General features: G+C 62.2%; 24 protein-coding genes. 17 read left to right on the top strand and 7 right to left on the bottom strand.

The annotated features are described in order from the left end of the window. The first annotated feature begins 74 nt into the window (after positions 1 to 74). Together KHO53_RS01450 and KHO53_RS01445 are read left to right on the top strand one after the other, a co-directional pair. Positions 75 to 512 (top strand): DoxX family protein, encoded by a 438-nt coding sequence (locus tag KHO53_RS01450; protein ID WP_010222555.1) that lies wholly within the window; start codon positions 75 to 77, stop codon positions 510 to 512. Between the two features lie 305 nt (positions 513 to 817). Continuing rightward, positions 818 to 1,126, top strand: a complete 309-nt coding sequence (locus KHO53_RS01445; RefSeq protein ID WP_010222554.1) for a hypothetical protein — start codon at positions 818 to 820, stop codon at positions 1,124 to 1,126. Between the two features lie 18 nt (positions 1,127 to 1,144). Here KHO53_RS01445 and KHO53_RS01440 read toward each other — a convergent pair whose 3' ends face one another. Continuing rightward, positions 1,145 to 2,362: a DUF3422 domain-containing protein gene (locus tag KHO53_RS01440; RefSeq protein WP_213569886.1), complete on the bottom strand. Its 1,218-nt coding sequence runs from the start codon at positions 2,360 to 2,362 to the stop codon at positions 1,145 to 1,147. A gap of 151 nt (positions 2,363 to 2,513) precedes the next feature. Between KHO53_RS01440 and greB the strand changes: the two genes are divergently transcribed. Beyond that, positions 2,514 to 2,990, top strand: a complete 477-nt coding sequence (gene greB, locus KHO53_RS01435; RefSeq protein WP_010222552.1) for a transcription elongation factor GreB — start codon at positions 2,514 to 2,516, stop codon at positions 2,988 to 2,990. Here greB and KHO53_RS01430 read toward each other — a convergent pair whose 3' ends face one another. Together KHO53_RS01430 and KHO53_RS01425 are read right to left on the bottom strand one after the other, a co-directional pair. Next, positions 2,991 to 5,489: an ABC transporter permease gene (locus KHO53_RS01430; RefSeq protein ID WP_010222551.1), complete on the bottom strand. Its 2,499-nt coding sequence runs from the start codon at positions 5,487 to 5,489 to the stop codon at positions 2,991 to 2,993. Continuing rightward, positions 5,489 to 6,172, bottom strand: a complete 684-nt coding sequence (locus tag KHO53_RS01425) for an ABC transporter ATP-binding protein (protein ID WP_010222550.1) — start codon at positions 6,170 to 6,172, stop codon at positions 5,489 to 5,491. The genes KHO53_RS01430 and KHO53_RS01425 overlap by 1 nt, the downstream gene beginning before the upstream one ends. A gap of 10 nt (positions 6,173 to 6,182) precedes the next feature. On the opposite strand from KHO53_RS01425, the gene KHO53_RS01420 reads away from it, so the two are divergent. The 3 genes from KHO53_RS01420 (at position 6,183) to KHO53_RS01410 (ending at position 8,225) form a co-directional block, all read left to right on the top strand. Next, positions 6,183 to 6,788: an arylesterase gene (locus KHO53_RS01420; protein WP_010222549.1), complete on the top strand. Its 606-nt coding sequence runs from the start codon at positions 6,183 to 6,185 to the stop codon at positions 6,786 to 6,788. A 56-nt stretch (positions 6,789 to 6,844) separates the two neighbouring features. Next, complete coding sequence (locus KHO53_RS01415) at positions 6,845 to 7,126, top strand: hypothetical protein (RefSeq protein ID WP_010222548.1); 282 nt, start codon at positions 6,845 to 6,847, stop codon at positions 7,124 to 7,126. A gap of 121 nt (positions 7,127 to 7,247) precedes the next feature. Then, the gene (locus KHO53_RS01410; RefSeq protein ID WP_010222547.1) at positions 7,248 to 8,225 is read left to right on the top strand and encodes a L,D-transpeptidase family protein; all 978 of its coding nucleotides are present in this window, start codon (positions 7,248 to 7,250) and stop codon (positions 8,223 to 8,225) included. A gap of 129 nt (positions 8,226 to 8,354) precedes the next feature. Here KHO53_RS01410 and oprI read toward each other — a convergent pair whose 3' ends face one another. Next, a complete protein-coding gene (gene oprI, locus KHO53_RS01405; RefSeq protein ID WP_003259780.1) occupies positions 8,355 to 8,606 on the bottom strand; it encodes an outer membrane lipoprotei OprI in 252 nt (83 codons plus the stop codon). Between the two features lie 508 nt (positions 8,607 to 9,114). Here oprI and KHO53_RS01400 point away from each other — a divergent pair. Beyond that, entirely contained in the window at positions 9,115 to 9,399 is a 285-nt protein-coding gene (locus KHO53_RS01400; RefSeq protein WP_010222546.1) for a GNAT family N-acetyltransferase, read from the top strand. Positions 9,400 to 9,485: 86 nt separating this feature from the next. On the opposite strand, the gene KHO53_RS01395 is transcribed toward KHO53_RS01400, so the two are convergent. Next, positions 9,486 to 10,562: a 3-deoxy-7-phosphoheptulonate synthase gene (locus KHO53_RS01395; RefSeq protein ID WP_010222545.1), complete on the bottom strand. Its 1,077-nt coding sequence runs from the start codon at positions 10,560 to 10,562 to the stop codon at positions 9,486 to 9,488. A gap of 164 nt (positions 10,563 to 10,726) precedes the next feature. Beyond that, the gene (locus KHO53_RS01390) at positions 10,727 to 11,179 is read right to left on the bottom strand and encodes a PilZ domain-containing protein (RefSeq protein ID WP_010222544.1); all 453 of its coding nucleotides are present in this window, start codon (positions 11,177 to 11,179) and stop codon (positions 10,727 to 10,729) included. Between the two features lie 116 nt (positions 11,180 to 11,295). Here KHO53_RS01390 and KHO53_RS01385 point away from each other — a divergent pair, with 116 nt between their 5' ends. The 10 genes from KHO53_RS01385 to KHO53_RS01340 all read left to right on the top strand — a co-directional run bounded on the left by KHO53_RS01385 (position 11,296) and on the right by KHO53_RS01340 (position 22,925). After that, a complete protein-coding gene (locus KHO53_RS01385) occupies positions 11,296 to 12,249 on the top strand; it encodes a putative 2-dehydropantoate 2-reductase (RefSeq protein ID WP_036996367.1) in 954 nt (317 codons plus the stop codon). 72 nt (positions 12,250 to 12,321) lie between these two features. Beyond that, positions 12,322 to 13,230 carry a 5'-nucleotidase gene (locus KHO53_RS01380; RefSeq protein WP_100782382.1) on the top strand — a complete coding sequence of 303 codons (909 nt, stop codon included), beginning with the start codon at positions 12,322 to 12,324 and terminating at the stop codon, positions 13,228 to 13,230. Between the two features lie 92 nt (positions 13,231 to 13,322). Continuing rightward, positions 13,323 to 13,820: a universal stress protein gene (locus KHO53_RS01375; RefSeq protein WP_010222541.1), complete on the top strand. Its 498-nt coding sequence runs from the start codon at positions 13,323 to 13,325 to the stop codon at positions 13,818 to 13,820. 124 nt (positions 13,821 to 13,944) lie between these two features. Next, positions 13,945 to 14,919 (top strand): HTH-type transcriptional regulator CysB, encoded by a 975-nt coding sequence (gene cysB / locus KHO53_RS01370; RefSeq protein WP_010222540.1) that lies wholly within the window; start codon positions 13,945 to 13,947, stop codon positions 14,917 to 14,919. Positions 14,920 to 15,158: 239 nt separating this feature from the next. Then, entirely contained in the window at positions 15,159 to 15,638 is a 480-nt protein-coding gene (locus tag KHO53_RS01365; RefSeq protein WP_036996364.1) for a CS1 type fimbrial major subunit, read from the top strand. Positions 15,639 to 15,800: 162 nt separating this feature from the next. After that, entirely contained in the window at positions 15,801 to 18,266 is a 2,466-nt protein-coding gene (locus KHO53_RS01360) for a CS1-pili formation C-terminal domain-containing protein (RefSeq protein ID WP_213569885.1), read from the top strand. Further along, a complete protein-coding gene (locus KHO53_RS01355) occupies positions 18,266 to 19,480 on the top strand; it encodes a hypothetical protein (RefSeq protein ID WP_213569884.1) in 1,215 nt (404 codons plus the stop codon). Before KHO53_RS01360 ends, KHO53_RS01355 begins: the two co-directional genes overlap by 1 nt. 147 nt (positions 19,481 to 19,627) lie before the next feature. Continuing rightward, positions 19,628 to 20,362 (top strand): fimbrial biogenesis chaperone, encoded by a 735-nt coding sequence (locus tag KHO53_RS01350; RefSeq protein WP_213569883.1) that lies wholly within the window; start codon positions 19,628 to 19,630, stop codon positions 20,360 to 20,362. A 36-nt stretch (positions 20,363 to 20,398) separates the two neighbouring features. Then, on the top strand, positions 20,399 to 21,025 hold the full coding sequence (locus KHO53_RS01345; RefSeq protein WP_010222535.1) for a response regulator transcription factor: 627 nt from the start codon (positions 20,399 to 20,401) through the stop codon (positions 21,023 to 21,025). A 13-nt stretch (positions 21,026 to 21,038) separates the two neighbouring features. Next, entirely contained in the window at positions 21,039 to 22,925 is a 1,887-nt protein-coding gene (locus KHO53_RS01340; RefSeq protein WP_213569882.1) for an ATP-binding protein, read from the top strand. On the opposite strand, the gene KHO53_RS01335 is transcribed toward KHO53_RS01340, so the two are convergent. Then, positions 22,912 to 23,646: a phosphoadenylyl-sulfate reductase gene (locus KHO53_RS01335; protein WP_010222533.1), complete on the bottom strand. Its 735-nt coding sequence runs from the start codon at positions 23,644 to 23,646 to the stop codon at positions 22,912 to 22,914. The two genes, KHO53_RS01340 and KHO53_RS01335, sit on opposite strands and share 14 nt — an antisense overlap. Positions 23,647 to 23,681 lie beyond the last annotated feature (35 nt).

Genomic DNA, 23,681 nt, shown 5'->3' with positions numbered 1-23,681 from the left:
TTGCGATTTTACTATTGGTTGATTCGATTAATATGGCGCCCAACACCACACATCACACCCCTTAAGGAACACTCATGAACAACAACATCCTCAACGCCGTAGTTGCCAGCCGTGCCAGCTGGGGCCTGAGCATCATCCGTATTCTGGTCGGTATCATCTTCATGGCCCATGGCGCGCAGAAGCTCTTCGGCCTGTTTGGCGGCGGCGGCCTGGCGGGGACCGCGCAGTTCATGGAAAGCCTCGGCCTGGCGCCTGGCCTGCTGATGGCGCTGCTGTCCGGCGGTGCCGAGTTCTTCGGCGGCCTGGCCCTGGTGATCGGCTTGCTGGTACGGCCAGCGGCACTGGCGCTGACCGTGACGCTGATCGTGGCGATCTTCTCGGTGCATATCGGCAATGGGTTGTTCATGGCCAACAATGGCTATGAGTTTGCCCTGGCGTTGATGGCGGGGACGCTGGCGGTGCTGGTTGAGGGGGCGGGGAAACTGTCGTTGGATCGATTGATTGTGCGCTGATCCGGATGGGGCGGTGATGCCGCCTGACTCGACTTGCCCCGCGATGCGATCTGGCAGACAGAACGCTATCGCGGGGCAACCCCGCTCCTACCGTTTGATGTCGGATTTCCGGGGCTTTTTAGTCGCCAGGCCGTTGACATTCCACCCGCGGCTTCTCTAGGATGCTGACTTGCGCCGATTTAAACAGCTACTTGCGGGGCGCAGGGTTACCTCTTCGGAGGTTTCACCAAATACCGCTAAAACGCTGGTTCGGTGACGCCTCCCACCGCAGCCCAGCGGGTTTTGCGAGGCGGAGATCTAACCCCATGAGTTGTCCACGTTCCAGCGTTTGCCTGACCCCGTTGCCCGCCAGCCAGGGCACGCGCACGCCGCGTATTCTTCTGGGCGGCAGCCATCAGCCAACCCTTCTGCGTTACCTCGACGGCTGGCCGCGTCGCAACAGCCGCAACTCCGCCTTCCTGATCCAGTTCGCCGATAGCCGCGACTCCCTTGGCCAGTTCGCCAACGACCGTTTCGACCTCGCCGTGATCCAGTCGCCCAGCGCCGACGACGCTGCCGAAGTCATCGGCCACCTGACCCGCGTCGCCCGCCAGGGGTTGATCACCCGGGCTTGAAGCGCCCGGGCCGGTACGTCAATGCGCCTTGGCTTTCCTGATCCGTAGCAGGATCACCAGCATGATCAGCATCACCACCGGCGCCATGCCCAACAACGCCTCGCGTGCGCTGATCTGCGCGCCCAGGGTATGCAGGCCGGCATAGAAGAGCTTGAACAGGCTCAGCAGGTAGTAGCTGATGGCGATGATCGAAAGCCCTTCGACCGCCCGCTGGATCTTGATCTGAGTGTCGGCGCGGGCGTTGAGGCTGCGCAAGATCTCGGCGTTCTGTTCCTCCATCTCGACCTGCACCCGTGCCTGCAGCAGGTCGCCAAGGTTGGCCACGCTCTCGGCCAGGTGCTCAAGGCGTTGTTCGGTGACCGCACAGTAACGCACGGTGGGCTTGAACCGCCGCTCGATGAACACCCCCAGGCGCTGGCAATCGCCGACATGGCTTTCACGCAGTTCGCCCAGGCGCTCGAATACCAGTTGCGCATAGGCCTGGGTGGCGCTGAAGCGATGGCGGTGCTTGACCGTGCTGCCGACCACCTGGCGCGACAGTTGGGCGATATCGGCCAACAGCGCCTTGGCATTGCCGCCGTCACTGCTGACGTTGCGTTCCGACAGGCTGACCAGCTTGCGGTCATAGGCGTCAAGTTGCGGGCTCAGGGCCTTGGCAACGGTCAACGACAATGAGGCCATCATCCGGTAGGTCTCGATCTCCAGCAGGCGACGGATCATTCTCCCCTGACGGTAGGCATTGAGCCGGCGGTTGATGAACAGGAAGCGGTTGGTGCCATCTGCAGTCAGGCGAAAATCGCTCCACACCACGGCATCGCCGCCGCCCACGCAGGAGCCGCAAGGGTCCTTGAACGCGTAGCGGCTCAGGTCCAGATCCTGTTCGTCGCGCACCAGTACCTGCACCGCGTTGATCATCTGCTCGCGGTAAGGCTCGACACCTGCGGCCAGGGCCGGCGGCAGGGTGGTCCAGTTCAGCTCGCGGCTGCTGGCGGGTACCACCATCGTCAGGGTGAAGAACTCGGCATGGCGTTCCCATTTGAACGGATGGCCGTCCAGCTGGGTGATGCCCTGCGCGGCGTCCGGCTCGAACGCATCCGCGCAGCAGCGCTGCAGCAGAGCGTTGCAATCGGCATCGGTGCCGAGAAACGCCAGGTGGAAAACATGCGCCGGCTCATCGAAGTACAGCGACGGGCGGGCGTGCAACTCGTTGTGCAAGGCGGTGCGTTGGGCGTGCATGCGGGTCAGACCGTATTGTTGTGGTTGTCTGCGGATTCCCTTTGGGACTGGAGCCGCCAGGCACAAGTCACGTGCAGTTGCGCCGCGCGTCGGCAGGGTTGATGATCAGGCCCTGCAAGCCACTCAGTCAGCCTGTAAGCGAGAATTTTTGTTGAGTACGCAAATCATCACGAAGGAAGGTCACGAAGCGCTCAAGCAGGAGCTGGACCATCTGTGGCGGGTAAAGCGTCCCGATATCACCCAGAAAGTCACCTGGGCGGCGTCTTTGGGCGATCGTAGCGAAAACGCCGATTACCAGTACAACAAGAAACTGCTGCGTGAGATCGACCGCCGCGTGCGCTACCTGCGCAAGCGTCTGGAAGACATGCGCGTGGTCGAGTATTCGCCGGAGCAGGAAGGCCGGGTGTTCTTCGGCGCCTGGGTCGAGATCGAGAACGAGGAGGGCGAGACCAAGCGTTTTCGCATCGTCGGTTACGACGAGATCTACGGGCGCATGGACTACATCTCGATCGACTCGCCCATGGCCCGCGCCTTGCTGAAAAAAGAGGTCGGCGATGAAGTCATCGTCCAGACCCCTTCCGGCGAGATGTGCTGGTGGGTCAACGCCATCGACTACGTCAAACCCTGATCAGCCCTCGCGCAGCACCGCCAGCGGGCTGGCATTGAGCGCCCGGCGCGTGCCGTAGACCCCGGCGCCGCCGACCAGCAGGGCGCCGATGACCGGCAGCAACAGCAGCCACGGGTGCGGGCTCCAGTGCAGGTCGAAGGCATAGCGGTACAGCACCAGGGTGATCAGCTCGCAGCCGATTGCCGCCAGCAGGCCGCTGGCCGCCCCGAGCAAGCCGAACTCGATGCGCCGGGCCTTGACCAGCAAGCCGCGCCCGGCGCCCAGGGCACGCAGCAGGGCACCCTGGCGGATGCGTTCATCAAGGGTCGCCTGCAAGCCGGCGAACAGCACTGCCAGGCCCGCCGCCAGGACGAACAACAGCACGTACTCCACCGCCAGGGTGACCTGGGCGAGGATGCTGCGCAGCTGTTCGAGCAGGGCGTCGACCTGGAGGATGGTCACCGCCGGAAACGCCCGCGACAGCGCCACCACCTGCGGGTCATGGCCGGGTGCCAGGTAGAAGCTGGTCAGGTAGGTGGTCGGCAGGTCCTGCAGGGTTTCAGGCTGGAAGATCATGTAGAAGTTGGGCTGGAAGCTGTCCCAGTTGACTGTGCGCAGGCTGCTGACCTGTACCTGGCGTTGCAGGCCGCCAATGGTGAAGGTCAGTTGGTCGCCCAGCTTGAGCTTGAGGCTCAGGGCCAGTTCGGCTTCCACCGAAACACCGGGCAAGGCCTCGGCGGCAGGTTTGGCTTGCCACCACTGGCCGGCGATCAGGCTGTTGCCCTGGGGCAGGTCGGCGGCCCAGGTCAGGCTCAGGTCGCGCTGCACGGCGCGGTCGCCGGTGGTTTCCTTGCTGACGATCTGTTGCACCGGCTCGCCGTTGATTGCCGTCAGGCGTCCGGGGATCACCGGGTACAACGGCGCGGCTTGGGCAGAGAACTCGGTCAGGCGCTGGGCAAAGCTGTTCTTGTCGTCGGGCAGGATGTTCAGGGCGAAATAGTTCGGCGCGTCCTTGGGCAACTGGTTCTGCCAGGTGTCGAGCAGCTCGGCGCGCAACAGGGCAATCAGGGCCATGGCCAGCAGGATCAGACCGAAGGCCAGGGATTGCCCGGCAGCCGCCAGCGGGTGGCGCAGCAATTGGCCAAGGCCCAGGCGCCAGGCCAGCGGGCTATCGGCGAGCAGGCGCCGCAGGCTGCGCAGGCCGAGCAACAGCAGCCCGCCGAGCAGCAAGGCGGCGACCAGGCCGCCGCCGAGCAGGGCAAAGGTCAGCAGCAGGTCGAGGCTCAGCCGCCACATGATCAGCCCCAGGGCAAACAGCGCGGCGCCATACACCAGCCAGCTACTGGCCGGCACCGGCAACAGGTCGCGGCGCAGGACCCGCAACGGCGGCACCCGGCCAAGGGCCGCCAGCGGCGGCAGGGCGAAACCGGCCAGGGCCACCAGGCCAGTGGCAATCCCGGCCAGGGCCGGGGCAATGCCACCGGGCGGAACCTGTGCCGGCATCAACCCTTGCAGCAACTCGAACAAGCCCAACTGGGCCAGCCAGCCGAGCGCTGCGCCACACAGTGCGGCGATGCTGCCCAGAATCGCCAGTTGCAGGCAGAACAGGCTCAACGCCTGGCGACGCGACAGGCCCAGGCAACGCAGCAGGGCGCTGGCATCGAACCGACGGGTAGCGAAGCGGCTGGCCGACAGCGCCACGGCAACACCGGCGAGCAGCACCGCCACCAGGCTGGCCATGTTCAGGTAGCGCTCGGCCTTGCCCAGGGCGCCGCCGATCTGCTGGTTGCCGTCGCGCGAGTCCTGCAGGCGTTGGTTGGCGGCGAGGCTTTTGCTCACCGCGTCACGATAACTGGCCAGCGCGTCGGGCTCGCCACGCCAGAGTTCGCGATAACTGACCCGGCTACCCGGTTGCACCACCCCGGTGGCCTCAAGGTCGGCGAGGTTGATCAGCACTCGCGGGGTCAAGCTGTAGAAGTTGCCGGCGCGGTCGGGCTCGTAGGTCAGCACCCGGCTCATGCGCAGGGTTTTCATGCCCACATCGATACTGTCGCCGATCTTCAGGTCCAGCGCCGCCAGCAGTCGCGGTTCGACCCAGGCCTCGCCTGGCGCCGGGCCGCCGCCAGCGGTTTCGGCGCCATAGGGCTCGGCGGCGCTGCGCAGCGCACCGCGCAGCGGGTAGGTAGCGTTGGCCGCCTTGATGCTCGACAACTGAATACCGTTGTCGGTGGCGATCACGCTGGAAAACTCGACCACCCGGGCGTGTTGCAAGCCCAGCGCGGTGCCGCGGTTGACCTGCTCGGGCGCGGCTGGCGAGCTGCCTTGCAGCACCAGGTCGGCGCCGAGGAATTCGGTGGCGCGCAGCAACATGGCGCCGTTGAGGCGGGCGCCGAAATAACCGATGGCGGTACTGGCCGCCACCGCCACCAACAGGGCGAAGAACAGCACGCGCAACTCACCGGCGCGGGCGTCGCGCAGCAACTGGCGCAGGGCCAGGGGGAACAACGGCAAGCGCTTCATCAAGGCTCCAGCGGCGCGACCAGGTGGCCGGCGTCCAGGCGGATCAGACGACGGCAGCGCTGGGCCAGGCGTTCGTCATGGGTGACCAGCACCAGGGTGGTGCCGCGTTCCTTGTTCAGGTCGAACAGCAGGTCGCTGATACGCTCGCCGGTATGGCTGTCGAGGTTGCCGGTGGGCTCGTCGGCAAACAGCACCGCGGGCTCGGCGGCAAAGGCGCGGGCGATGGCCACCCGTTGCTGTTCGCCACCGGAAAGCTGGCGTGGCGAGTGGCTCAGGCGCTGGCCCAGGCCGACCCGCTCAAGCAGGCTGCGGGCGTGCTCGCGGGCATCGCGGCGACCGTCCAGCTCCAGTGGCAGCATGACGTTTTCCAGCGCGTTGAGGCTGTCGAGCAATTGGAACGACTGGAACACAAAGCCGACGTGCTCGGCCCGCACCCGCGCGCGCTGGTCTTCATCCAGCGGGCCGAGGTCATGGCCGGCCAGGGTCACGGAGCCGGCACTGGGCAGGTCGAGGCCGGCGAGCAGGCCGAGCAGGGTCGATTTGCCCGAGCCCGAGGCGCCGACGATCGCCAGGCTGTCGCCTTGTTTCAATTCCAGCGAGAGTTCGTGCAGGATGGTCAGGTCGCCTTCCGCGCTGGGGACCACTTTGCTAAGGTTGCGCGCACTGAGAATGCTGGGGCCCATGGAGAATCCGATGCGAGTATGGTTATTGAGTGCTGGCCTGGCCTTGATGTGCATGGCCCAGGGCGCAGCAGCGGGGACCGTGCTGATTGTCGGCGATAGTATCAGTGCCGCTTTCGGCCTGGATACCCGCGAGGGCTGGGTTGCCTTGCTGGAGCAACGCCTTAAGCGCGAGGGTTTCGACGCCAAGGTGGTCAATGCCTCGATCAGCGGCGACACCAGTGCCGGAGGCCAGGCGCGGCTGCCGGCGCTGCTTGCAGAGCACAAGCCGGAGCTGGTGGTGCTTGAATTGGGCGGCAACGATGGCCTGCGCGGGCAGCTGCCAACGCAATTGCAACAAAATCTTGCCTCGATGATCGACAAATCGCGGGCTGCCGGCGCCAAGGTGCTCTTGCTGGGCATGCGCCTGCCGCCCAACTACGGCAAGCGTTACAACGAGGCCTTCGCCAAGGTGTATGAAAACCTGGCGACGGAAAAACAGGTGCCGCTGGTGCCGTTTTTTCTCGAAGGGGTGGGCGGTGTGCCCGAGCTGATGCAGGCCGATGGCATTCATCCGGGGCAGGGCGCCCAGGCCAGGTTGCTGGAAAATGCCTGGCCGCAACTAAAACCGCTGCTTTGACGCTTTTATAGTGACCGGCTTTCGGCTAATGTTGCGCCCCCGATTTGGAGCCCCCGATGCCGCGTCCCGCCTGGTCCCTGTATGCCTATCAATTGATCGAGCCTGACGAACAGCTTGACCTGTTCGCCTGCCAGGAGATCCGCGTCCACCTGGTAGCCCGCCAGCTTGAGCTCGGTGGCTCGGCCGACCGTACCCTGTGCGGCACTCTGTTGCCGGCGCAACCGCGCTGGTCGCAGGCCGAGCGCAGCATTTACCGTGACCGCCGCCTGTGCTCGCTGTGCCGGGCGATTCTCGATGCCCAGCGCCGTGGCACACGGCCGGTATGGCCCGAGCTGTAACCTGCTGATATAACCTTTCATCCCCTGTACGGCCAACCGCTGCCGGGACATCTCCCGATTATGCAGGGGGCGGTGTACAATCGATTGCTTGACTCAATTGAATTAGCGAAGGATTTCCCGGATGTTGCCGCGCTTTCCCGCCGTCACCCGTTGCCTGTCCCTGGCCGCCCTGCTGGCGGCAGGTCCCGCTGCTGCGCTGGAGTTCCCCCTGCCGCCTCCCGGTGAAGACGTCATCGGCCAGGTCCAGGTGATCAAGGCCAAGTACGAAGACACCTTTGCCGACATCGGTACGGCCAACGACCTTGGCTATCTGGAAATGATCGCCGCCAACCCCGGCGTCGACCCATGGCTGCCGGGCGCCGGCACCGAGATCATCCTGCCGACCCGCTTCATCCTGCCGCCGGGCCCGCGTGAAGGCATCGTCATCAACCTGGCCGAGTACCGCATGTACTACTACCCGAAAGGGCAGAACGTGGTGCACACCTACCCGCTGGGTATCGGTCGTGAAGGCTGGGGCTCGCCGATCGCCAACACCAGGGTCACAGCCAAGACCCCGAACCCGACCTGGACGCCACCGGCCTCGATCCGCAAGGAACACGCTGAAGACGGTGACATCCTCCCGGCCGTGGTGCCGGCAGGCCCGGACAACCCGCTGGGGCCGTTCAAGTTCACCCTTGGCGTGCCGGGCTACCTGATCCACGGTTCGAACAAGAAGTTCGGCATCGGCATGCGCACCAGCCACGGTTGCTTCCGCATGTTCAACAACAACGTGCTTGAGCTGGCCAAGATGGCCCCGGTCGGTGTGCCGGTACGCATCATCAACGAGCCCTACAAGTTCGGCCTCAGTGCCGGCAAGGTCTACCTCGAGGCGCACACGCCGCTGGACGACAAGGGCGACCCGTCGGTGGTCGACAAGCACACGTCAGTCATCAATGCCCTGCTCAAGCGTGAAGACCTGGCCAACAACCTGCGCATGAACTGGGATATGGTGCGTGATGTGATCGCAGCCGAAGACGGCATGCCGGTGGAAATTGCCGTACCCAATGGTGCCGGCGGCCAGGCGCCGATGGTTTCCAGCGTGCCTTACGACATGCAGTAAGCCCTGCCTGCTTTATCCGAGGCCTGCCATCGTGCAGGCCTCGTCGTTTCTGGCGTTGCACTTTTCTGGCAGCAATAAAAAAGCCGACCCACAAGTGGGTCGGCTTCCAATAACAATCCCGAAGGACTATTACTTGCGGCTGGCTTTGTCCAGCATACGCAGAGCGCGCTCGTTAGCTTCGTCAGCGGTCTGTTGTGCTTTTTGAGCAGCAGCCAGAGCGTCGTCAGCTTTGCGATAGGCTTCATCGGCACGAGCTTGTGCACGAGCAGCTGCGTCTTCGGTAGCGGTCAGACGAGCTTCGGTTTCTTTGGATACGCTGCTGCAACCGGTAGCCAGAACTGCGGCCAGAGCCAGAGCAGAAAATTTCAGAACGTTGTTCATCGTGTTCCCCTTCAAGGACTTTCTATTAAATAGCCATCTCTCAAGAAAGAGAAACTGGCCGGCGTACATAGTACCCATTACTTGTAGTAAGTAAACTGACAGAGCGCAAGAACTGCAAAAAAATGCGCCTGTCCCGGGTCCGCCACAGCCTAATGTAGAAAAACTGTGAAGGCGCCGCCCGCGCGGGTGCTTGCAAGTGTAGCAAGTGCGTATTTTGTTGAACTAAAAGTGACTTAAAGTGTCATCCTTCGTCATAGCACTACAACATCCGGCAACTGTTCAGGCCGATGCTCGCCGCCGTGTCCGCTTGCCACAAGTGGGTGAAATTTGCGACCAGCCACCTTGAGCATCTGGGCGTGGGGCGCCTACTATTTGTACGTGCTCATTTGCCAGAGAACAGCCATGCTCTTCTCGCTGTCCAATGGGGCACGGGGTGGCGTAGAGGTTCCTTCGCCGGAAAAACATCGGTAAGGTAGGGGTCAGAGCACAAGACCCGCGAGGAGTAGTGATGAGCGAGGCGTTGTCCATCCACCATGACCAGGCTGGTCATCAATTCGAGACCAATGTGGACGGTCATCGTGCTTACCTGACCTACATGGACCTGGGTAAGCAAACCCTGGATATCTATCGCACGTTCGTACCGAACGCGTTGCGTGGCCGGGGTATCGCTGCGGCACTCACCGAACAGGCGCTCAAGTACGCCGAAGACATGGGTTATACCGTGATCCCGTCGTGCTCCTATGTCGAGCGTTACATGGAGCGTCAGCAAAAACACGCCACCAACAAGGCCTGAGGATCGCGAAGGGCAGCCATCAGCGCTGCTGTTCAACGCACCAATAAAAACGCCGGGCAATTGCCCGGCGTTTTTGTATCTGCCTGTCAGCCGCGCTGGCGTTTGGGCAGCACGTCCTTGAGCTTGGCGTGCATGCTGCGCAAGGTCTTCTCGGTCGACTCCCAGTCGATGCAGGCGTCGGTGATGGATACACCGTACTGCAGGTCGTTGAGGTCTTTCGGGATCGCCTGGCAGCCCCAGTTCAGGTGGCTCTCGACCATCAGGCCGATGATCGACTGGTTGCCTTCGAGGATCTGGTTGGCGACGTTCTCCATCACCAGCGGCTGCAGGGCCGGGTCCTTGTTGGAGTTGGCGTGGCTGCAGTCGACCATGATGTTCGGCTTGATCTTGGCCTTGGCCAGGGCCTGTTCGCACAGGGCGACGCTGACCGAGTCATAGTTGGGCTTGCCGTTGCCACCACGCAGTACCACGTGACCGTAGGCGTTGCCCTTGGTGGTGACGATGGACACGCCGCCTTCCTGGTTGATGCCGAGGAAGCGATGCGGGCTGGAAACCGACTGCAGGGCATTGATGGCAACGGTCAGGCCGCCGTCGGTACCGTTTTTGAAACCGACCGCCGAGGACAGGCCCGAGGCCATTTCGCGGTGGGTCTGGGATTCGGTGGTGCGCGCGCCGATGGCCGACCAACTGATCAGGTCCTGCAGGTACTGCGGGGAGATCGGGTCAAGGGCTTCGGTGGCGGTCGGCAGGCCCATTTCCGCCAGGTCCAGCAGCAGTTGGCGACCGATGTGCAGGCCATCCTGGATCTTGAACGAGTCGTCCAGGTACGGGTCGTTGATCAGGCCTTTCCAGCCGACCGTGGTCCGCGGCTTTTCGAAATACACGCGCATGACCAGGTACAGGGTGTCGGACACCTCTGCCGCCAGCACCTTGAGGCGCTCGGCGTATTCGTGGGCAGCCTTGATGTCGTGGATCGAGCAGGGGCCGATCACCACGAACAGGCGGTGGTCCTTGCCGTCGAGGATATTGCGTACCACTTCGCGACCGGCAGTCACGGTCTGCAGGGCGGTAGCGCTGAGGGGGATTTCCTTCTTGAGCTGATCGGGGGTGATCAAGGTCTCGTTGGAGGCAACGTTAAGGTCATCGATCGGTAAATCAGCCATCGTGTTACTCGTCAGGTCACGGGTGCCGGCCGCCAGCGATCCCCGTGCGGCGGAGCAGCGAAAATTGTACGCAGCGGGGAGCCGAACCTTAGCGCGTTACACCGTGGCTCGACAATGGGCAAGGGCGGCTTTCCTGCAAGGAAAAGCCCACAGACACGGGGTTTTTAGCCCGGAAGGAGGATTTCCCGGGTATGGCTTGCCTCAAGGCTGGCTTCGGAGAACTCGCCGGCGTGCAGGCTGACCCATTGCTGGGCGAGGGTTTCAAGGTCCGCGTCCGGGCTTTCGGCTTGGGTTTGCGCCTGGCAGAAGTGCTGGATCTGGCACACCTGTTCGCCCATGCGCGCGCCAAACAATGCTTGTTCATCGACGAAGGCAATGCCCACCCGATAGCCGTCCTGTTGCTTTTGGCACCAGGCCACATAACCGGGATAGCGTGCCTCGGCGCCGAGCGAGGGGATCAGCATTTCCACCGCCATGCCGCGTCGATAGGCCCGTGGATGGTTGCAGGCGATTCCGCCCAGGCTGATAGTGTGCAGACGTTGGCGAAACAGTTTGGGCGACTGACGCAGGGTCAGTACGACCGGAACGTCGTCCGGGTGCAGCAGAAACCCACGCATGCTCGACTCCGTGTCGATTTTTTGACCTTGTTCGCTTGAGTATAGTGAAGGTTCGCAAGACGTATGATTTGCGTGTAAAAAATGTGAACAGAAAATGAACGGTTGAGGAGAGCAGGATGAGCACGAGCAACCCGCGTATCGGCGTGATCGGAACCGGCGCCATTGGCGGCTTCTATGGCCTGATGCTGGCGCGTGCCGGGCTCGAGGTGCATTTTCTCCTGCGTAGCGAGTTCGAAGCCGTTCAGCAGCACGGGTTGCAGCTCGACAGCGCGGTTCACGGCGTTATAAAGATGCCGGTCTTGGCCTATGCCGAAGCCGCTGACATGCCGCCCTGCGACTGGTTGCTGGTGGGCGCCAAGACCACCAGCAACGCCGAGCTTGCGCCATTGATCGCTCAGGTCGCGGCGCCTGATGCCAAGGTGGTGCTGCTGCAAAACGGCCTGGGTGTCGAAGAGCAGTTGCGCCCGTTGCTGCCCGCCGACCTGCACCTGCTCGGTGGCTTGTGCTTTATCTGCGTCAACCGCGAAGCCCCGGGGGTGATCCGGCACCAGTCGTTGGGTGCGGTGAACCTTGGCTATCACAGTGGTCCGGCGGCGGATGAAGACAGCCGGCAGTCCATTGTCGAGGCCGGGGCGACGTTGTTCCATGCAGCCGGCATCGACTCCCAGGCGATGACCAACCTGGCCCAGGCCCGCTGGCAGAAGCTGGTGTGGAATGTGCCCTACAATGGTTTGTCAGTGCTGCTCAAGGCCAGCACCACGCCGCTGATGGCCGACGCCGACAGCCGCGCCTTGATCCAGGCGTTGATGGCCGAAGTGGTGCAGGGCGCGCGTGCGTGTGGCCATGAGCTGCCGCAAGGCTATGCCGAGCACCTGTTCGCGGTAACCGAGAAGATGCCTGATTACTGGCCGAGCATGTACCACGACTTTACCCAGCAGCGGCCGTTGGAACTGGCGGCCATTTATGCCGAGCCGTTGGCCCAGGCCAGGGCGGCGGGGTGTGAATTGCCGAAGATGCAGGTGCTGTATCAGGCCCTGGCCTTTATTGATCGGCATAACTTGCAGGATTGATGAGCGTCGGGGCTGCTGCGCAGCCAATCGCTGGCAAGCCAGCTCCCACAGGGTATGTAGGAGATACAGCACATGAGCAAGAATCTCGGCGACAAACTGGTCGTCGCCATCTCCTCCCGAGCGCTGTTCGACCTCAGCGAGAGCCACCGCCTGTACCTGGCCCAGGGCGTTGAAGCCTACCGCCAGTACCAGATCGAACACGAAGACCAGGTGCTCGAACCCGGCGACGCCTTCCCGCTGGTGGAAAAACTCCTGGGCCTGAATGCCAGCCTCGGCCAGCCCCGGGTCGAGGTGGTGCTGGTGTCGCGCAACAGCGCCGACACAGGCTTGCGGGTCTTCAATTCGATTGAGCACCATGGCCTGGGCATTTACCGTGCTGCCTTTGTTGGCGGCCGTAGTCCTTATCCTTATCTGGCGGCGTTTGGCTGCCATCTGTTCCTGTCCACCGATGCCGATGATGTACGCAGCGCCCTGGAGGCCGGCTTCGCCGCTGCCACCATTCTCTCCGGTGGTGCCCGCCGCGCCGCCAGTGACGAACTGCGCATCGCTTTTGACGGCGACGCGGTGCTGTTTTCCGATGAGTCCGAGCGTGTCTATCAGCTGGGTGGCCTTGAAGCCTTTCAGGCCAGCGAGCGCCAGTCGGCCCGCGAGCCGTTGCGCGGTGGGCCGTTCAAGCCATTTTTGGCGGCACTCAACGTGCTGCAGAAGGAGTTCCCCGAAGGCGCCTGCCCGATTCGCACGGCGCTGGTCACGGCCCGTTCGGCACCGGCCCATGAGCGCGTGATCCGTACGCTGCGCGAGTGGGATATTCGTCTGGACGAGTCGTTGTTCCTCGGTGGCCTGGACAAATCGGCGTTCCTCGAAGCCTTTGCCGCCGATGTGTTTTTCGACGACCAGGCAGGCCATTGCGAGCGTGCGCGCAGTGTCGTCGCCACTGGCCATGTGCCTCATGGGATCAGCAACGAACCCACCCTGGGCTAGTGGACAAACCTCGGCGCCGGACGGCCCTGCGACGGTTCTTGGCGCTGCTAAGCTGAAGCTTGCTCTGCCGTCATGGCAGTCGAGGAGGTCGAATGATCCATTCCATGCTGTATGCCACTGACCTCGGTGTGTACGCGCCTTTTGTCATGCAACACGCGCTGGCGCTGGCGCGGACCTTCAACGCAGAGCTCTACGTCATTCATGCGGTCGAGCCCATGGGCCAGTTCGCCGAATCGCTGCTGCAAAGCTACCTGGACGAGCAGACCCTCGATGAACTGCACAGCGAAGGCGTCACCACGGTGATGGCCAATATCGAGCAGCGGGTTCTGGAAAACTTTCGTGACGAATTGGGCGAGGAGGCCGACCTGGCCCTGATCAAGGCTGTGCGCGTGCGCCAGGGCGATCCGGCGCAGGTGATTCTCGAGCAGGCCCAGCGCCTGAGTGTCGACTTGCTGATCTTCGGTAGCCATAGCCAGGGCGCTGGCGTTGATATCCCGATCGGACGCACCGCCGTGCGCTTGCTGCAGCTGTCGCCAGTGCCGGTGTATATGGTGCCGCTCGCGCAACACCTTGGGCGTAGGAAGTCGTAACTGCGTGGCGCAGGTAGGTTCCTGGAAGACTGCTAAAATAGTTCTAGATTTATTCTTCAAACCACTAATATAGTTATAAATCGTCGCTGCTGCCGGTGACGCCCAGCTGATTTGAGGGATACCTATGAAGCTTCAACAATTGCGCTACATCTGGGAAGTGGCGCACCACGACCTCAACGTCTCCGCGACAGCGCAGAGCCTGTATACGTCCCAGCCGGGCATCAGTAAGCAGATCCGCCTGCTTGAAGACGAACTGGGCGTCGAAGTGTTCGCCCGCAGCGGCAAGCACCTGACCCGCGTGACCCCGGCCGGTGAGCGCATCATTACCACTGCCGGCGAGATCCTGCGCAAGGTTGAAAGCATCAAGCAGATCGCCCAGGAATTCTCCAACGAGAAGAAGGGCACCCTGTCGATCGCCACCACCCATACCCAGGCGCGTTATGCCTTGCCGCCGGTGATCAGCAGCTTCATCAAGCAATATCCGGAAGTGGCCCTGCACATGCATCAGGGCTCGCCCATGCAGATCGCCGAAATGGCTGCTGACGGCACCGTCGATTTCGCCATTGCCACCGAAGCCCTGGAGCTGTTCGGCGACCTGGTGATGATGCCGTGCTACCGCTGGAACCGTTGCGTGGTGGTACCGCAAGGCCACCCGCTGACCAAGCTGCCCAAGCTTACCCTCGAAGCCCTGGCCGAATACCCGATCGTCACCTACGTGTTCGGTTTTACCGGCCGCTCCAAGCTCGACGAAGCCTTCAGTCATCGCGGCCTGACCCCGAAAGTGGTGTTCACCGCCGCCGACGCCGACGTGATCAAAACCTACGTGCGCCTGGGCCTGGGCGTCGGTATCGTGGCCAAGATGGCCGTCGACACCAAGCTCGATAATGACCTGGTGGTGCTCGATGCCAGCGAGCTGTTTGAGTCCAGCGTGACCAAGATCGGTTTCCGCCGTGGCACCTTCCTGCGCGGCTTCATGTGCGACTTCATCGAGAAGTTCGCCCCGCACCTGACCCGCGAAGTGATGGCCAAGGCTATCGCCTGCCACAACAAGCAGGAGCTTGAAGAGCTGTTCGAAGGTGTCGAGTTGCCGGTGCATTGATGCCGGTTTGATCGCTGCAAAGCGCCCCGCGAGGGGCGTTTTTTTTGCGTACGTTTTAACGTTTGTATTGCTTGGGAAATTTCCCAATGCCCCTGGGAGTGGTCCGACTTTTTGCGTCAGAAAACTGCCGAATAATCCTCCTCGCCAACCGCACTGTGCGGTGCGGCATCAGCCGGCGGGCACTTCGCCGTTGGCACGTCACCTGTGACGGTTTCACAGGTCAATTCGAGGAGCACTTCATGAAACGCACTTTTCTGGCCCTGCCATTGGCCATGCTGGCCGCAGCTAACGTTTTTGCGGTGGAGCCGTTGGAGAAACAGGTCACCGTTATAGCGACTATTCCTACCGAGAACTTCTACGTCGAGCCGGTGGGCGGCAACTGGATGAACGAACCCCAGAGCATGGCCTGGAACCCGATGCGCGAGTCGCTTGAGCCGATTCGTAAACAGCTGCAGGTCAAGAGCACCACTGGAGCCATTTCCGCGCGCCTGCTCAGCCCGGCCGTGATCAGCAGTGGTGCCAACAGCATCGGCCTGGACGTAGCGGTCAATGGCACCGGTTTGACCACCACTTCCGCTCCGGTGGTCCCGGCAGCCGATGCCGCAGCGGGTGCCCGGGTCGGTTTTGACGTCGCCGCGCAGTCCGCAGGCCCAAGCGGCTACGTGCCCGGCAACTACCAGGGCATCATCAACATGATGTTCGAGACCGTCACGCCGTAAGTCGCCAGCCTGGCGTTTTTCCCTTCCCCTTCTGTTCGCCCCGCTCCTCATGCACTTGCCTGGGGTGGGGTGAATATTGCCTGTGAAAACATGGACATGGTCAATTACGTGCCATTAGTTGCTGTAATCCGAATGACACTGGGGTGTCTGGCCTTTTCGGGTATGGCGTCAGCCTGGGCCGATGCGCAGGGGCCGTCCACTCACCTTGGTGTACTGACCCAGGCCCAGGGCCTGCCGCAAGAGTTCACTGAGCATTTCTTCGATGTGCCATTGGCGGTCAGGGTCGACCTTGATGGTCGCTACCTGGGGGATGCCCTGGTCGTGCTGTCGCGTGATGAGCAGGTGCAGTTGCTCGACTTCACCGACACCTTCGAGAGCCAGGTCGCCGACACCGAGCGCTCCCGCTGGCGCGAACAGCTCAGCGAGCCAAGGTCACTGGGCAACTGCCTGTCCAGTTGTCCGCAGGGGTTGGTGGCCTTGCACTACAGCCTGGTGAATTCGCAGTTGTCGATTCTTACCGCAGCGGCCGAGCGCAGTGATCAGCCGAGGCTTTATCATCAATTGCCCGAGCGTGGCAGCCATGGCTTGCTGCTGCGCAATCAGTTGAACCTGGTCGATGCAGATAACGACACCACCGGACGTTATGCCGTCCAGGGGCAAAGCAGCTTCGGCAACTGGACAGCCCTGGGCGAGGCCCAGTTCGACCGCAACAGCGACAACCTCGAGCAAACCCGGCACCGGGTCGACCAGCTCTATGGCGAACGTCTGCACGACAATCATTTTTTTCGCCTGGGGTATTTCACGCCAGGCGCCCAGGGGCTCACCCGCCAACCGCGCCTGTTGGGTAATCATCCCGATACCACACGCGGGTTTATGCTCGGTAGCAGCGACAGCCTGGCGCTCAACAATGGCCAGGCCAGTGCAACGCCCATCTACGTCACGCCCAACCGCTCCGGTATCGCGGAAATCTACCGTAACGGTGTACTGATCAACAGTCAGGCCGTGCAGGCTGGTTTGCAGGCCCTGGATACCCGGGTGTTGCCGGGCGGCATCTATGAAGTGGAGGTACGCCTGATCGAAGACAATCAGGAAACCTCGCGCACCGAAGCGTTTATCTACAAACCCAGTAACTGGAGCAACGCCGAGTCTCCCTGGCGCTACAACATCTACCTTGGGCAGCAGAGCAGCCTGTGGAGCAACTGGGACCAGACCTACGACGACAGCTTCACCGCCGGTGCATTCACTAACTATCTGGCCCATCCCAGGGTGGTGCTCGGGCTCTCTACCCAGCGTATCGACGAGCTGATGCAATACGGTGGCTCGCTGGACTGGGATGTGCTCGATCCGCTGAAGCTGTATGCCAGCGTGTTTCATACCGAAGACAACGGCAACGGCTATGACTTGCAGGGTATCTACAACTACGCGTTGGGCTCGCTGGTGTTCAGCCACAGCCGGTCCTGGCTCGATAGTCGCCGGGTCGACGAGGTTATGGATACGGTCTATGCCGGTACGCGTGTCCAGGAGGTCCGCCAGAGTGCGCTATCGCTGAGCCACAGGGTCGATCGGCAAAGTACTGCCACCCTGCGCCTGTCCCATAGCAGCGGTACCGGCGCAGATGGCACCGGCGTGGATCTGGGCTGGGGCTACTTCGGTAAGCTGCTGAACTCCGATACCAGCTGGCGCCTGTCGCTGTTCGACCGGCCCGGCACCAGCAGTTCCGGCAATGCGCGTAACCGCGGCGTCAGCTTGAGCATGAGCATGAGCCTGGGGGGGCCTGGGCAGCGAATCTCGGCAACCCTGGGTAGCAGGACGTCACGTGACGGCGAGCGCGACCAGAATGCCTCGTTGACCTATCAGCAGGATGTTGACTACGGCGCCTTGCGCAGCCTGGCTGGCACTGTCTCGCTGGATAGCTATGGGACCGGTTTTGGCGGCAATGCCCTGTTCGAAAGCCCGCTGGTGCACGGTGATGCCTATGCCCAAAGTTCTTCCTACAACGGCGAGTTGACCGCTGGCCTGAACCTGGACAGCGTGGTGGCGGTTGGCGCCGGCAAGGTGGCGATGTCCGGGCAGTACCTGCCCCATGAGGCGGGGTTGATCGTCGATGTGGAGTCCGACCTGCAGGGCGTGCGTATGCGTGCCGATGACCATCGGGGCTATGGTGCGGTACTGCGCCCCGGGCGCAATGTCATCCCGGTGGCGGCCTACAAGGCTGGCCAGGTGCACTTCGATTTTGATGGACATGATGCACATGCCGCCGTGATTCAGCCATCAAGCCTTGAGTATCACCTCAACCGCGGAGGCGTGGAGTACCACCGGATTCGCGTGATGCAGACCCTCACAGTGATCGGTCGACTGGTCGACGCCAAAGGCCGGCCGCTCAGGGGCGCATTGGTGATCAATCACGCCAGCCGCAGTGTCAGTGAGGCAGATGGGTTCTTTGCTATCGAGATGAGCGAATCGACGCCGACCCTGGAGATTCGCCGAGCCGGGGATGCCTTGTGCCTGCTCAGTTTTGACCAAGGCAGGTTTGCGCGGGAGAACGATGTACTGCTGGTCGGTGATTTGACCTGCGCCGGTGCCAATGTGGCCTGGGCCGAGTTGAAACAGATGAAGGAGGAAGCGTGATGCGGCGACTGCGAAAATCCCTGGGCGCGGCGTTTGCCGTGTTCATGGGTGTATCAGGGGGCGGTTTGCCAGGGCTGCTCAGCGCTAAGGCCGAGGCCAACGTGGCGAACATTACCTTTGAATACACCGGCCCTCGGCCAGGCTATAGGCCGGACGAGTTCGTCAATACCACGCCGCCGGCGGAGTTCTGTTCGGGGCTGGTTCACTGTACTCGGTACAACGAACACAAGTATACGTTCAATTTCCCGGCCAGTTACAACAAGACCACCTTCCAACAAGACCCAGATTTACGAAACAGGTACTTCTTCAAACTGCCGGACGTAACCACCTTGCATCTGGTCAATGAGCACGGGGATTCGTTCCGTGCTCAGTTCAAGCCGACCCATGTCGGCCTGAGAATCAGATCTACCAGGAATCTGGAAGTGGATTACCCAAATAACGGAGGGTGTAGGGGCGTGGCGTCGCGTAACCCCGCATCTCTCAACACTGAATACCTCGGGGCGATCATCGACCCGAGTCTTGGTTGCTGGATAGGTGAGCGACATCATAGTCCAGGAGCCAGAGGCGAGCACTGGACCCACGTAATGGGAATATCCTTCGACCTGCAGTTGCCGTCTGCCACATCACTGAAAAACGGTGTCTATAGGGCTCAATTGCCATGGAGGGTTGCTTTTCCGGGAGGGGGGGAGTTTGACACCGGTAACAGTTCCTACCCGATAAGCCATTGGACCCTGGATTTTGAAGTAACCGTCAGACACCCCTTGAAGATCGAGTTTCCGGCCGGCTCCGAGCGGGCGGTACTTGAACCCGCGGGTGGCTGGGCCAGCTGGAGCAACCGAGGGGCCGCGCCGCAGCGCCTGTACCGCCATCTTCCGTTTCGCATCTGGACCACCAGTGCCATCAGTGTCCATGCCCGCTGCGAATACACCATGGGCGGGCGGTGCGGGATCCGCAATCGTCGCGATCATCAGGTGCCGTTGACCTTCGCCCTGACCCTGCCGCCGAGCATGCGCCATGCCGGTGCGTTGGTTGAGGACTTGCCGTTGCCGGTAGGCGTCGGCGCAGCACTTACCATCGACACTATCGAGGAAACGCGCGACCGCCAGGGGCGCCTGCTGTTTGAAGTGTCCCAGGCTGATGTCGCACAAATGCTTTTACATCCAGGGGAAACCTATCAGGGCGATGTCACGCTGGTAGTGGATGCTGCGCTGTAGACAGCCAGTGGCTCACGAAGCCCGAAAAGGATGTAAGACGTTTCTCCTTGATTTTGGGAAGTTTCCTATAGGTCGTGCAGGTTGCCCGGCTAATCCCGCTCGATGAGAATGATATTAATTGGCCATTTGCCTAAGGGAGGCGTACGCATGAAGGGAATTCTGGCAATGCCAGTGCTGTTGATGCTGCTTTGTGGGTCCGCATTCGCGGGCCCTGAGCTCAATATCGGCACGTTTTATGACTATCTCGATGGCGACAAAAGCACGCTGCTCAAGCGGGTTCGCAATGCGGGAGACGCCACGGCGTTCGTCAAGGTCAGCGTTGTCGAGTTGGTCTACGACAACCAGGGCCAGGCCCGCGAGGTCGAGATGGACGGGCGCGAGGCGTTGCAGCGCGGCCTGGTGGTGAGCCCGGCGCGGCTGATCATCCCCGCCAATGGCATGCAGGCGGTGCGTCTGCTTTACCGCGGCGAGCGCGATCAGGAGCGCTATTTCCGCTTGCGTTTCATTCCGGTGCTGCCGGAGGTCGACGACGGTTTTGCCATTACCGAAGACGAAGCCGAACGCTATGAAGACGCCCTCAAGGTCGGGGTCAATATCCTCGCCGGTTATGGTTCGATCCTGTTCGTACGGCCCCAGGCAAGCCGCTACCAGACCGAGGTTGAACATCAGGCTGGGCGCTTCCTGATTCTCAACAAGGGCAATACCACTATCGTGCTCGATCATTTCAATGACTGCGCCGCCGGTAACCAGGACTGTGTGCCGGCGACCAAGCACCATGTGTTGCCGGGCAATGTCCGCGTGTTCGAGAAAAAGCCCGGGCGTCATTATCGCTTTGAGCTGATCGAGGGCGAACAGCGCCGCGAGATTGCCTTCCAGGGGTGAACCGAGCCCAGTCACCGTCGTGGTATGAGGGAAAGCATGAGTAGTGTCTTGATCGTCGATGACCACCCGTTTATTCGTTCCAGCGTCAACTTGCTGCTCGTCAGCGAACGCTTCGATGTGGTTGGCCAGACCGATAACGGCATCGATGCCGTTCGGCTGGCACGAGAGTTGAGCCCGGACCTGATGATTCTCGATATCAGCATCCCGGGGCTCGACGGCCTGGAAGTCATCGCCCGGGTCAAGGCGATGAAGCTTGCGCTGAAGATTCTGATCCTGACTTCGCAACAGGCTGAATACTTTTCCTTGCGCTGCATGAAGGCGGGGGCGGTCGGCTACGTGTCGAAAACCGATGACCTGTGCGAACTGAGCAAGGCGGTGCATGCGGTCATGTCCGGCTACACCTACTTTCCCGAGGTTGCCCTGAGCTCCGTGAGCAGGGTCGATGTGCGGGCCACGGAGGCCGAATGCATCGCCAGCCTGACCAACCGTGAGCTGCTGGTGCTGCAACAGTTGGCCCGGGGCTTGAGCAACAAGGCCATTGGCGATGCGATGCTGTTGAGCAACAAGACCATCAGCACCTATAAAACCCGCCTGATCGAAAAACTGAGGGTCAAATCATTGGTGGACCTGGCGGATGTCGCCAAGCGCAATCTGCTCGTCTAGGTTGCGCAATTGTGTGCAGGCTCGATTGCTGCAAGCGCTGGGGTTGCTGGCCCTGTTATGCCTGACCGAAGTGGCTGGTGCCGATGACGTAACGCCAGGTATCTGGCCGGATGCGATCCGCGGCTTGCGCGCCTTTGAGGCTCATGCGCATGCGGTGGTGGTGCAAAACCCCACGCTGGCGATAGTCGACAGTTTCTGGCACGACAATGGGCGCCTGATCGCCCAGGCGTGTGCCTTGGTGGGCAGCTTGCTGGCACTGGCGCTGGTATGGATTCACTACCTGCGCCAGTCGATCCGCAAGTGTGAACGCACCGAACGGGCCTTGAGCGAGCTGTACGCTGAGCTGCAAGCCGCCAAAGAGCAGGCAGAGGCGGCCAACCAGGCCAAGACGACATTTCTGGCGACCATGAGCCATGAGATCCGCACGCCCATGAATGCCCTGTTGGGCATGCTCGAGCTGGCCCAGGAAAAGGCCGAACAGGGTGTGCTCGATCGGCTGGCCATCGAGGTGGCCTCAAGCTCGGCGCGTGGCCTGCTGGAGTTGCTCGGCGATGTGCTGGATGTCACCCGCATCGAATCCGGCCAACTGCTGCTCGAACCACGGCGTACCCCGTTGCGCCAGCAGGTCGAAGGCGTGGTGCGCATGTTTGAACAGCAGGCCCAGAGCAAGGGCCTGCGCTTGTATCTGGAGGTCGCTGGCGCGCTGGATAGCGACGTGCTGCTCGATGCCCTGCGCTTCAAGCAGATTCTGTCCAACCTGGTCAGCAATGCGATCAAGTTCACCCGTGAAGGCTCAGTGCGTGTGCGCCTTGAAACGCAACGCCAGCGCCACCGGGTAGCCGTCACCCTGGTGGTGGAAGATACCGGCGTCGGCATTCCCATGGCTGACCTGTCACGCCTGGGGACGCCCTATTGCCAGGCCAGCAACAACCGGCAAACGGGGCGCAACGGTGCGGGCCTGGGGCTGAGCATTTGTCGGATGTTGTGCGAACTGATGGGCGGGCGCCTGCAGCTCGATAGCAGCATTGGCGTCGGTACGCGCGTCGAGTTGCAGTTGAGCCTGACCTGCCTGCCGCCCTCGGCTTCCAGCACTGTGCCAGGCAGGTGCCGGGAGGGTGCTGGCGGGGCAAAACCGCTAAAGGTGCTGGTGGTGGATGATTATCCGGCCAATCGCATTCTGCTCATGCACCAGCTCGGCTACCTGGGCCATCGCGTGCGGGTGTGCGAACACGGCGGTGAGGGGTTGCGCTGCTGGCTGCGAGAACCGTTCGATGTGGTCATTGCCGACTGCAATATGCCGATTTTCGATGGTTACCGGCTGGCCCGGGCGATCCGCGAGCATGAGCGGCGGGCCGGCAGGCGCGCCTGCCGGGTGCTGGCGGTGACCGCCAACGCACAGGTGTCCGAACGCGCCCGCTGCCGGGCGGCGGGAATGAATGCGTGCCTGTTCAAGCCCTTGAGTATCGATGATTTGGCGCAGGCGTTGGGCGGGGTGGCGTGTTCTGCGCCAGCGCCGGTCGAGGCCCCGCCGCTAGCTGTGCTGCCAGGCGTGGACATCTCCAGCCTGCTGGTGTTGGCCGTGGGCGACCAGGGCAAGGTCAAAGCCCTGCTCGGCGATTTGCTCAGCGGTAACCGCCAGGATCTGCGGCGGCTGGACCGGCTGCACGACGGTAAGGACCTGGCGGCGCTTGCCGACCTGGTGCACCGCCTCAAGGGCGGGGCGCGGATGATCCGCGCCCACGATCTGCTGGACATCTGCGCCCAACTGGAGAAGGCCTGCGCCGCGCATGCCCCGGCCCACCGCATCAGCCAACTGGTGGAACTGCTGCGCCAGGCGATCGTGGAGCTTGAGCGGCACCTTGAGCGCTATTGCCAGCCCGAGGAGGTCAGCCCTTGGTGATCAGGTTGCCGGCGTGCAGCCCGCATTCTTTCTGGGTCGACTCTTCCCACCACCAGCGGCCTTCGCGCTCGTGCTGGTTCGGCAGCACCGGGCGGGTGCAGGGTTCGCAGCCGATGCTGATGAAGCCGCGCTCGTGCAGGCTGTTGTACGGCAGCTCAAGCATGCGGATGTAGCCCCAGACCTCCTCGCTGCTCATTTGTGCCAGCGGGTTGAACTTGTACAGGGTGTGCTCGGGGGTGGAGAACGCACTGTCGATTTCCAGCACTGCCACCTGGCTGCGGGTGCCCGGGCTCTGGTCGCGGCGCTGGCCGGTGGCCCAGGCGCTGACGGTGCTCAGCTTGCGCCGCAGCGGTTCGATCTTGCGGATGCCGCAGCACTCGCCATGGCCGTCCTTGTAGAAGCTGAACAGGCCTTTTTCTTTGACCAGGGGCTCAAGCTTGCTGGGGTCGGGGGAGAGGACCTCGATCGGCAGCTTGTACTGTTCGCGCACCTGCTCGATGAACCGGTAGGTTTCCGGGTGCAGGCGGCCGGTGTCGAGGCTGAACACCTTGACGTTCTTGTTGAGCTTCCAGGCCATGTCCACCAGCACCACGTCTTCGGCACCGCTGAAGGAAATCCACAGGTCATCGCCGAAGTGCTCGAAGGCCAGCTTGAGAATATCTTGCGGCGACTTGTTGGCGTAGGTCGCGGCCAGGGCGGCGACGTCGAAGGGTTGGCTCATCAGGCGGCTTCCGGTCGTTGAGTGGCGCTTGGCGC

This window comes from Pseudomonas sp. RC2C2 (assembly GCF_018390435.1).
Classification (GTDB): domain Bacteria; phylum Pseudomonadota; class Gammaproteobacteria; order Pseudomonadales; family Pseudomonadaceae; genus Aquipseudomonas; species Aquipseudomonas donghuensis.
This window is presented reverse-complemented; position numbering and strand designations above follow the sequence as displayed.

Coding starts and splice junctions, on each gene's coding strand:
- KHO53_RS01450 (WP_010222555.1), top strand. CDS start 75: ATGAACAACAACATCCTCAACGCCGTAGTTGCCAGCCGTGCCAGCTGG.
- KHO53_RS01445 (WP_010222554.1), top strand. CDS start 818: ATGAGTTGTCCACGTTCCAGCGTTTGCCTGACCCCGTTGCCCGCCAGC.
- KHO53_RS01440 (WP_213569886.1), bottom strand. CDS start 2,362: ATGCACGCCCAACGCACCGCCTTGCACAACGAGTTGCACGCCCGCCCG.
- KHO53_RS01430 (WP_010222551.1), bottom strand. CDS start 5,489: ATGAAGCGCTTGCCGTTGTTCCCCCTGGCCCTGCGCCAGTTGCTGCGC.
- KHO53_RS01425 (WP_010222550.1), bottom strand. CDS start 6,172: ATGGGCCCCAGCATTCTCAGTGCGCGCAACCTTAGCAAAGTGGTCCCC.
- KHO53_RS01420 (WP_010222549.1), top strand. CDS start 6,183: ATGCGAGTATGGTTATTGAGTGCTGGCCTGGCCTTGATGTGCATGGCC.
- KHO53_RS01415 (WP_010222548.1), top strand. CDS start 6,845: ATGCCGCGTCCCGCCTGGTCCCTGTATGCCTATCAATTGATCGAGCCT.
- KHO53_RS01410 (WP_010222547.1), top strand. CDS start 7,248: ATGTTGCCGCGCTTTCCCGCCGTCACCCGTTGCCTGTCCCTGGCCGCC.
- oprI (WP_003259780.1), bottom strand. CDS start 8,606: ATGAACAACGTTCTGAAATTTTCTGCTCTGGCTCTGGCCGCAGTTCTG.
- KHO53_RS01400 (WP_010222546.1), top strand. CDS start 9,115: ATGAGCGAGGCGTTGTCCATCCACCATGACCAGGCTGGTCATCAATTC.
- KHO53_RS01395 (WP_010222545.1), bottom strand. CDS start 10,562: ATGGCTGATTTACCGATCGATGACCTTAACGTTGCCTCCAACGAGACC.
- KHO53_RS01390 (WP_010222544.1), bottom strand. CDS start 11,179: ATGCGTGGGTTTCTGCTGCACCCGGACGACGTTCCGGTCGTACTGACC.
- KHO53_RS01385 (WP_036996367.1), top strand. CDS start 11,296: ATGAGCACGAGCAACCCGCGTATCGGCGTGATCGGAACCGGCGCCATT.
- KHO53_RS01380 (WP_100782382.1), top strand. CDS start 12,322: ATGAGCAAGAATCTCGGCGACAAACTGGTCGTCGCCATCTCCTCCCGA.
- KHO53_RS01375 (WP_010222541.1), top strand. CDS start 13,323: ATGATCCATTCCATGCTGTATGCCACTGACCTCGGTGTGTACGCGCCT.
- cysB (WP_010222540.1), top strand. CDS start 13,945: ATGAAGCTTCAACAATTGCGCTACATCTGGGAAGTGGCGCACCACGAC.
- KHO53_RS01365 (WP_036996364.1), top strand. CDS start 15,159: ATGAAACGCACTTTTCTGGCCCTGCCATTGGCCATGCTGGCCGCAGCT.
- KHO53_RS01360 (WP_213569885.1), top strand. CDS start 15,801: ATGGCGTCAGCCTGGGCCGATGCGCAGGGGCCGTCCACTCACCTTGGT.
- KHO53_RS01355 (WP_213569884.1), top strand. CDS start 18,266: ATGCGGCGACTGCGAAAATCCCTGGGCGCGGCGTTTGCCGTGTTCATG.
- KHO53_RS01350 (WP_213569883.1), top strand. CDS start 19,628: ATGAAGGGAATTCTGGCAATGCCAGTGCTGTTGATGCTGCTTTGTGGG.
- KHO53_RS01345 (WP_010222535.1), top strand. CDS start 20,399: ATGAGTAGTGTCTTGATCGTCGATGACCACCCGTTTATTCGTTCCAGC.
- KHO53_RS01335 (WP_010222533.1), bottom strand. CDS start 23,646: ATGAGCCAACCCTTCGACGTCGCCGCCCTGGCCGCGACCTACGCCAAC.